General features: G+C 58.0%; 8 protein-coding genes and 2 pseudogenes. 3 read left to right on the top strand and 7 right to left on the bottom strand.

The window, feature by feature from the left end:
- Positions 1-597: 597 nt before the first annotated feature.
- From NKH49_RS34260 to NKH49_RS34245, 4 genes are all read right to left on the bottom strand, one after another.
- Complete coding sequence (locus tag NKH49_RS34260; RefSeq protein ID WP_352503662.1) at positions 598-834, bottom strand: DUF982 domain-containing protein; 237 nt, start codon at positions 832-834, stop codon at positions 598-600.
- Positions 835-1,061: 227 nt separating this feature from the next.
- The gene (locus tag NKH49_RS34255; RefSeq protein WP_352473113.1) at positions 1,062-1,310 is read right to left on the bottom strand and encodes a DUF982 domain-containing protein; all 249 of its coding nucleotides are present in this window, start codon (positions 1,308-1,310) and stop codon (positions 1,062-1,064) included.
- Positions 1,311-1,491: 181 nt separating this feature from the next.
- Entirely contained in the window at positions 1,492-1,710 is a 219-nt protein-coding gene (locus NKH49_RS34250) for a hypothetical protein (RefSeq protein ID WP_352473112.1), read from the bottom strand.
- 120 nt (positions 1,711-1,830) lie between these two features.
- Complete coding sequence (locus tag NKH49_RS34245; RefSeq protein ID WP_352473111.1) at positions 1,831-2,112, bottom strand: ATP-dependent DNA ligase; 282 nt, start codon at positions 2,110-2,112, stop codon at positions 1,831-1,833.
- 193 nt (positions 2,113-2,305) lie between these two features.
- On the opposite strand from NKH49_RS34245, the gene NKH49_RS34240 reads away from it, so the two are divergent.
- From NKH49_RS34240 to NKH49_RS34230, 3 genes and pseudogenes are all read left to right on the top strand, one after another.
- Positions 2,306-2,617: a hypothetical protein gene (locus tag NKH49_RS34240; RefSeq protein ID WP_352473110.1), complete on the top strand. Its 312-nt coding sequence runs from the start codon at positions 2,306-2,308 to the stop codon at positions 2,615-2,617.
- Between the two features lie 642 nt (positions 2,618-3,259).
- Positions 3,260-3,522, top strand: a pseudogene (locus tag NKH49_RS34235) (hypothetical protein).
- 256 nt (positions 3,523-3,778) lie between these two features.
- Positions 3,779-4,033 carry a DUF982 domain-containing protein gene (locus NKH49_RS34230; protein ID WP_352473196.1) on the top strand — a complete coding sequence of 85 codons (255 nt, stop codon included), beginning with the start codon at positions 3,779-3,781 and terminating at the stop codon, positions 4,031-4,033.
- A gap of 349 nt (positions 4,034-4,382) precedes the next feature.
- Here NKH49_RS34230 and NKH49_RS34225 read toward each other — a convergent pair whose 3' ends face one another.
- The 3 genes and pseudogenes from NKH49_RS34225 to NKH49_RS34215 form a co-directional block, all read right to left on the bottom strand.
- On the bottom strand, positions 4,383-4,838 hold the full coding sequence (locus tag NKH49_RS34225) for a Ros/MucR family transcriptional regulator (RefSeq protein ID WP_352473107.1): 456 nt from the start codon (positions 4,836-4,838) through the stop codon (positions 4,383-4,385).
- 168 nt (positions 4,839-5,006) lie between these two features.
- Positions 5,007-5,215: pseudogene (locus NKH49_RS34220) on the bottom strand (hypothetical protein); the annotation flags it as partial.
- A gap of 27 nt (positions 5,216-5,242) precedes the next feature.
- Positions 5,243-5,383: a DUF982 domain-containing protein gene (locus tag NKH49_RS34215; RefSeq protein ID WP_352503916.1), complete on the bottom strand. Its 141-nt coding sequence runs from the start codon at positions 5,381-5,383 to the stop codon at positions 5,243-5,245.
- Between the last annotated feature and the right edge of the window lie 592 nt (positions 5,384-5,975).

Below are 5,975 nucleotides of genomic sequence, written 5' to 3'. Positions count from 1 at the left end.
TTCTGCTCATCTTCTTCCATCACAAGGTGTCCACCTATTTTGGTGGACACCTCATGCATCAGAGCACTCAACAGCAAAAGGTGCGGGGAAATTCGCGCTTACGGACAGCTGAGCAACAACGCTCGGCGGGGTGCCCGGCACCCACGCCGACACCGACGCCCACGCCGACGCCACCCGTGCCTCCCACATTGACGCCTGCGTCCGCTGTAACGCCGACCGCGCCACCTACATTTGCGCCGGCGCCGGCGGTGACACCACTCCTGCCGCCGATATTAGCGCCGGCACCGGCGCTAATGCCCCTGCTGCCGCCTATGTTAGCACCAGCGCCGGCATTCACTCCGCTTTCCTCGGCGGCACCCTCGACATGGCTAACCCCGTACCGGATGCCAGGTCTGTCGGTCCTGACGTAGACGGAGGGTTGAACCAATGGAGAGCCATACGGAAATTTAGAGCGGCACAGGCCTGCCGACCAACGCAGGTTATAGGGAACGATGTAGGCCCTCGCGGGTTTAGAACTTGCAGCGGTCGGTTCTTCTCTTGGATGTGCAGCCGCTGTTGGGCGTCCGTCGTTTTTCTCATGGGCGACGGGCCTCCTGGTTAGAACAGTCCGCTGGTTGCCATTGGGGGGAGTAACGTCCCCTCCTCTTTTGCAGCAGCCAGGAACGCCTTAGCAGCCATTTGAGGTGACACGTTATCGGCCAGTGCGGCCGTGCAGATTCGTACCGCAAGGTCCCACCGAGGACCCCGGTTAGTCCACTTCATGAGTTCCTCGGCCGCACCTTCGACGTGGCTGATCCCGACGCGGACACTTGGGTGGTCGGACCTGACGTACACAGGAGGGGAGAACGAATGGCGAGACCTAGAGGAAACTTAAAGCGGAACCAGCCTGCCGATCAACCCAGGTTGTAGGGGAACGATGTAGGCCCCTCGCGGGTTTAGAGGTGGCAGCGGATTCTTCGTGATGTGCAGCCGCTGTAGGGGGGTCCGTCGCCTCTCCCTCAGCGGCGGCGGGCTCCTTTCGCCAAGGCGGTGCTGGCCAGAGAACCTTTACCGCATCCAAGTTAGCTAGTTGGGGGGAGTAATATCCCCTCCTCTTTTGCAGCAGCCAGGAATGCCTTACGAGCCTCCTCAGGTTCCATCTCGTCGAATATCACGGCCATGCAAACGCGCACCGCCAGGTCCCAGCAAGGGCCACGCCTGGTCCACTTCATCAGCTCCTCGCCGGCTGCCTCGGCGTTGTTGACGTTGCGGATGATCCAGGGACGCTCGGTCTTGACGGGGACCGGAGGGTTGAACCAGTGGAGGGCCATGCGGTCACTCCTTGTCGACCTTATCAAGTTCCTCCAGCAAATACCTTTGCTCAGCCAGTTCCCGTTCTACAGGCAGATTTAGCAGCTTGCGAAGGTAATTGCGGATTACCTCTAACTGTTGAAAATGGCGCAGGACGGCGCGCTTTGTTGCGATGCCACAGTGACTTGAGTTGGCTGACAGCTACTCGCGACCGTCGAAAGCCACGTAGAGGCCCATGGCCGTTGCTGCCTCGACTATCGCCTCGGTTAATTCTTCGTCGGAGGCCACCAAATAAGGCGCAGCCTCCCGAGCTTCGCGCAGCGCCACTTTGATCGAGACCGTGTCGCCAAGGTCCGCCCTGTTGAGGAGTACGTTGATTGCTTGCTCTAGAAGTGGACCTACCCTTTGCGCGACGCTCATCCAGCCCTCCCCAGGCACACGCCGAAGTGGACTCTACTCCCTGCCTGAGCGACATCAAGGCCATGTACGAGTCGTACAAATTGGCACGGTGCTAGGCCGCAACAGTCAGGAACGTTTGGTTCAGAAATTCGTCCGGGTGATCGGATAATTGGGTCGCGCGAAGAACTCCGGACGCCCCGTGGTGCCAAACACTGTTGCTTCGCCGTCGATGATTGCCCGCTTTGCGTTCAATTCAGCCGCAGCCCGGACGATTGGGCTGTATCTGTCAGTCCAGTCGAAGCCGTTTCGTGTGCAGGTCTGCACCTTACCCCGTTGGATGATCAACTGCGTGCGATACCCATCATATTTGATGTCGTGAAACCACCCTTGGCCCTTGGGCGGCTTCTCGACCAGGGTGGGCATTTGGAACTCAATACATGACAGCCGGCCAACGCCAAGGCTCGGTGAGCATGCGCCCGCACTCCACACAGTATGATTTTAATCAATATCGCTGGTTCGAGTCGGTTCCGAAACAAGGTGCACGCTGGCGGCGTTGGCATTTTCCACATATTAGCAATCCCTTGACTGCCGTCAAAGCCGCTCCAGAATCATGGGCATGGCTTGGGAAGTTGCGGACATCAATATCGGCGATGAGGTGGCGATCACCGTGACGGTGCTGAAGCTGCTGGACGACGGAAGAGCTAGTGTCAGCATCCCGTCCTATGGTTTTCCGCATTCAGTCCCTGCTCCTAAAAGATCCAAACCAGGTGACGAGCTACAGCTGACCGGCGAGGTCACGCGCGTCGACGAGGAAAATCGAAAGGTGACGGTGAAAGCTGGCGGGCTAATCACCGTGGATGCCGACACGATCACCGACTGGACGCCTGTTCGCCGCAAAAAGATGTCACGTAGAGATGGGGCGGATTAGCGAACGCAGATCAAAGCATGGATGCCGATGATAATCCGCAAGGCCTTGCCGCCCTGCTCTGGTGCGCATGGCATCGAGGACACCTGCCCGGCCGGCGTGCTGCCAATCGAGGAAGCTGCCTTGCCCAGCTGGCGCACTGTACGAAAATTACCAACTTCGTTAGCCGGGAACAAGCACTCTACATCAAACGTTTTTGCGAGACTGAACTCTCCTCCTCCGGCCTAGCTGTAGCGGCCCGCTGCTCTGTACGGGCAGCGGGCCTGAGGGGTCGCACATGCCGCAGCGCCTGCGTACCAATCGCACCTGCCTTAGTCCTCATGATTTAGCTATTTGCCAGCGCGTTTTCGATCGAATTTGCGCAGACGAACACCTCGACCCTTTAAGCCAACAGGGCGAAATCCTGGCGGAAACGGTAGTGGCGACTTTTCGAAATGCTCACACTGACGAGAGCGAACTGCTGAAGGCAGTCAGGTCTCGTCGCCGAAATTGAGCAGCAAATTTCACCCGGCAACCCGCTCCACAGTGTAGATAGTGTTCCGCGACCTGACGAGTGCCACGCGCACAGGCTCCTTAAAACGGTGCCCTTGCACGCACACCGCCCGAGTCTCGAACGCGACTCAATCCTCGTGATAGGTTCCCGCCATGTCTGATCATATTCTGCCCGGTCAAAAGAAGCCCAAGCTAATCTCGTCGTGGCGTTCGATCGAGGCGAGGACGGCGAACTGTTTCCCGCCTTTGGTCCGGCCGATCAGCAAAGCGAGGAACGCGCCATTCGCACCGGTCAGGCGCTCGCAGGGAAGCACGTTGGCGTAATAGCATGGAGCCGCGACGCCGACCCGGCCGTTGGCGACTACGGTCCGCCGACCCTGCTATTCACCAGCGGCGACGTGCCGGATATGGAGTAAATTCAGCCCGAGATTCCATTTCGCGGTGTTCGGCGAACTCCCCTTCACTGGGTATTTGTGGATCATTTATTGGGTAACGCCGCTCTTGGCGATGCGCTCCTCGAAAGTCGGGGCCAAGCCCGACATGCTGAAGCACTGGGCAGCGTCCATCGCGGCGGCAGCTTCTGGCCAAGCGCATGCCTTCTGCCACTTGCCGACGTTTGATGTGGCGCAAAGGATCTGCAGAAGCTAACATAGCTTGTTCTTGGAGGCTGTCGTGCGTACGAGACGTTTCAGAAAGCCCGTCGTCGTTCAACCCGGCCGGATCGATCGCGACAGAGTTGTTGCGTCCGTATCCGACGCGGCCGAAGTTCTGCTGAGGGATTGGCCGAGGCCGGCGGGCAAGTCGCGGCTCGCCGCAATCGAAGCATGCCTTGCCGTAATCCGTGGAGAAAAACCACCAAGGATAGCGCGCCAGGCGTTCATCGCTGCTGCCAAGGAGGCCAGGATATTGCTCGCGGAAGAAATTTAGGCTTACCCAGCACCCGTATGGGCATGCCCTTGAAGCACGGAGCGCTGCTGGATTCAGCGGCTTTGTTGCTTGTGGCATCGGCAGAGCGCGACCTATCGATGTAGTGCGATTTTATCGATACGATTCGATTCTGTGTCGATGGCGACGATGTATCGGCTCGACTTGTCGATCGCACATTGATCGACCTCTCCTGCCCCGTCAGGATACAAGGACGTGAAGCGCAAGCCGTGCTGAAACTTGTCTTGTCGCGTGAGCGGCGCTTACTGAACCGCGAAGCCAGGCAGCTCATTCCCAGCCAGGCCACCTAGACCGTCTAGACCTGATGGCATGGCCCGAACGTCGTGCACTGTCAGGCTTTGGCCTTGCGCTTTGCTGGTGCTTTTTTTGGCGGCGTTTTGTCAACCGCCTTGCGGCCGAGACCGGCAGCTTTGGCAAGCGCAGACCGCTGAGCCGCATAGCTGGGGGCGACCATAGGATAGTCCCACGCCAAACCCCACTTGGCTCTGTACTCATCAGGTGTCATGCCAAGCAAGCCCAGGTGGCGCTTCATCGACTTGAACTTGCGCCCGTTCTCAAGGCTTATAATGTATTCGGGAAAGATCGACTTCTTAGGATTTACCGCGGGCATAAGTATTGGCGATGGTGCAGCGACCGGCTCAGCCAGGCCAGACAACGCAGAATTGACAATGGCGATCAAATTCGGCAGATCCGCCACGGGCGTTGCGTTGCTCTGGACATAGGCTGCGACGATATCTGCTGTCATCCCTAGCAGATCAGCCCTTCGCTGCCCAATTGCTTCATCCATCAAATTCGTTCCCGTGTTGATCTCCGGCGTTCCTATTTGGAAAATTCGGCCTGCGCAATTGCAAACAACGATTATTTGACCCTAGATTACTCCAAGGCCGACTTTGCTGGTCATCCCCTGCGACATGGGTGTGTGCGGCCAATTTCCCTTCAGGTGTAGCACCCTCATTCACCCGAATGCGATCAGCAGATCGTTGGCATTATCTGGTCGCCGGCCTTGATCTGGACTTCGGCGATGGTCCTGTCGCGCTCGGCATGCAGCGCCGTTCCATCTCAAGCTTCGATCGAAAACAGCAGATCGCCGGCCTTCGCCGCTTGGACGGCAGCGACCGAGAGCGCCGAGACGACGCCAGGCATCGGCGCGCCGACACGCGAACACAGCCCAGGATCAGAACGTGTGTGATGTCAGGCGTTCAAGATTTTCGCTTCCTTGGTGGCGCTGAGAAATGCCACGCGGGCAATCTCCGGGGCCTTATCGCCGCCGAGCACCTTCATGCAGGCCATGGCTGCTGGGTGCGGCGCCCAGTTTCTCCAATGGGCAATCATAACGCATCAGGTCAGGCCGGCGTTTAGCCGCTTAACCAATCCATGGGTATAGAGGCTAAGATTATTCAGGGGCAATCGCTGAAAATTCAGAGATACTGGCCGGCAACGCAAAGTGGCTAACTGTTGCATTTTTGGGCGGGGGCAGTTGCCCCGCTTGCCGGCCTACCTTTGTATGCAATTGCTAGCCTTTTTCCCACGGCTAGAGCGACCCGGCCCCCTATCTTTCGCCTGAGTTAAAGCTGAGGCAGCAACGCTTTTTTCTGCTTTCGTTGATTTGGGATTGCTAAGAATCTTGGACGCCGCGCTTGCGACGCCCGTGGTCGTGGTTTCGTTTTTTGCCATTTTTCTCCCCACCTGGTTGATGCGTGAGGACAATGATCCCGCATTTGCTCTGAGTCGATTCGGCGCTTCTTTCGCCTGCGGAGAAACTTTCATGCCCTCTGCTAGGCTTCACTAATCCGAAAGCCAGCTTCCTTCTTCAGCAGAAGAGATAGTGATGGGGTGGACGCCCCCTCGACGGCATCGATGTGCCAGAATGGTGGTGTTTGACAGCCACCGTAAGAGAGGGAGCGTCCACAATGGAAGTTAACAC

Source organism: Mesorhizobium sp. M1088 (assembly GCF_040318575.1).
Lineage (GTDB): Bacteria > Pseudomonadota > Alphaproteobacteria > Rhizobiales > Rhizobiaceae > Mesorhizobium.
The sequence above is the reverse complement of the archived record's forward strand: the minus strand, read 5'-3'. Positions and strand labels throughout refer to the sequence as shown.

What these genes read in the sequence shown, in the direction of transcription:
- NKH49_RS34255 (WP_352473113.1), bottom strand. Translation starts at nt 1,310, where the DNA reads ATGGCCCTCCACTGGTTCAACCCTCCGGTCCCCGTCAAGACCGAGCGT.
- NKH49_RS34250 (WP_352473112.1), bottom strand. Translation starts at nt 1,710, where the DNA reads ATGAGCGTCGCGCAAAGGGTAGGTCCACTTCTAGAGCAAGCAATCAAC.
- NKH49_RS34245 (WP_352473111.1), bottom strand. Translation starts at nt 2,112, where the DNA reads ATGCCCACCCTGGTCGAGAAGCCGCCCAAGGGCCAAGGGTGGTTTCAC.
- NKH49_RS34240 (WP_352473110.1), top strand. Translation starts at nt 2,306, where the DNA reads ATGGCTTGGGAAGTTGCGGACATCAATATCGGCGATGAGGTGGCGATC.
- NKH49_RS34225 (WP_352473107.1), bottom strand. Translation starts at nt 4,838, where the DNA reads ATGGATGAAGCAATTGGGCAGCGAAGGGCTGATCTGCTAGGGATGACA.
- NKH49_RS34215 (WP_352503916.1), bottom strand. Translation starts at nt 5,383, where the DNA reads ATGATTGCCCATTGGAGAAACTGGGCGCCGCACCCAGCAGCCATGGCC.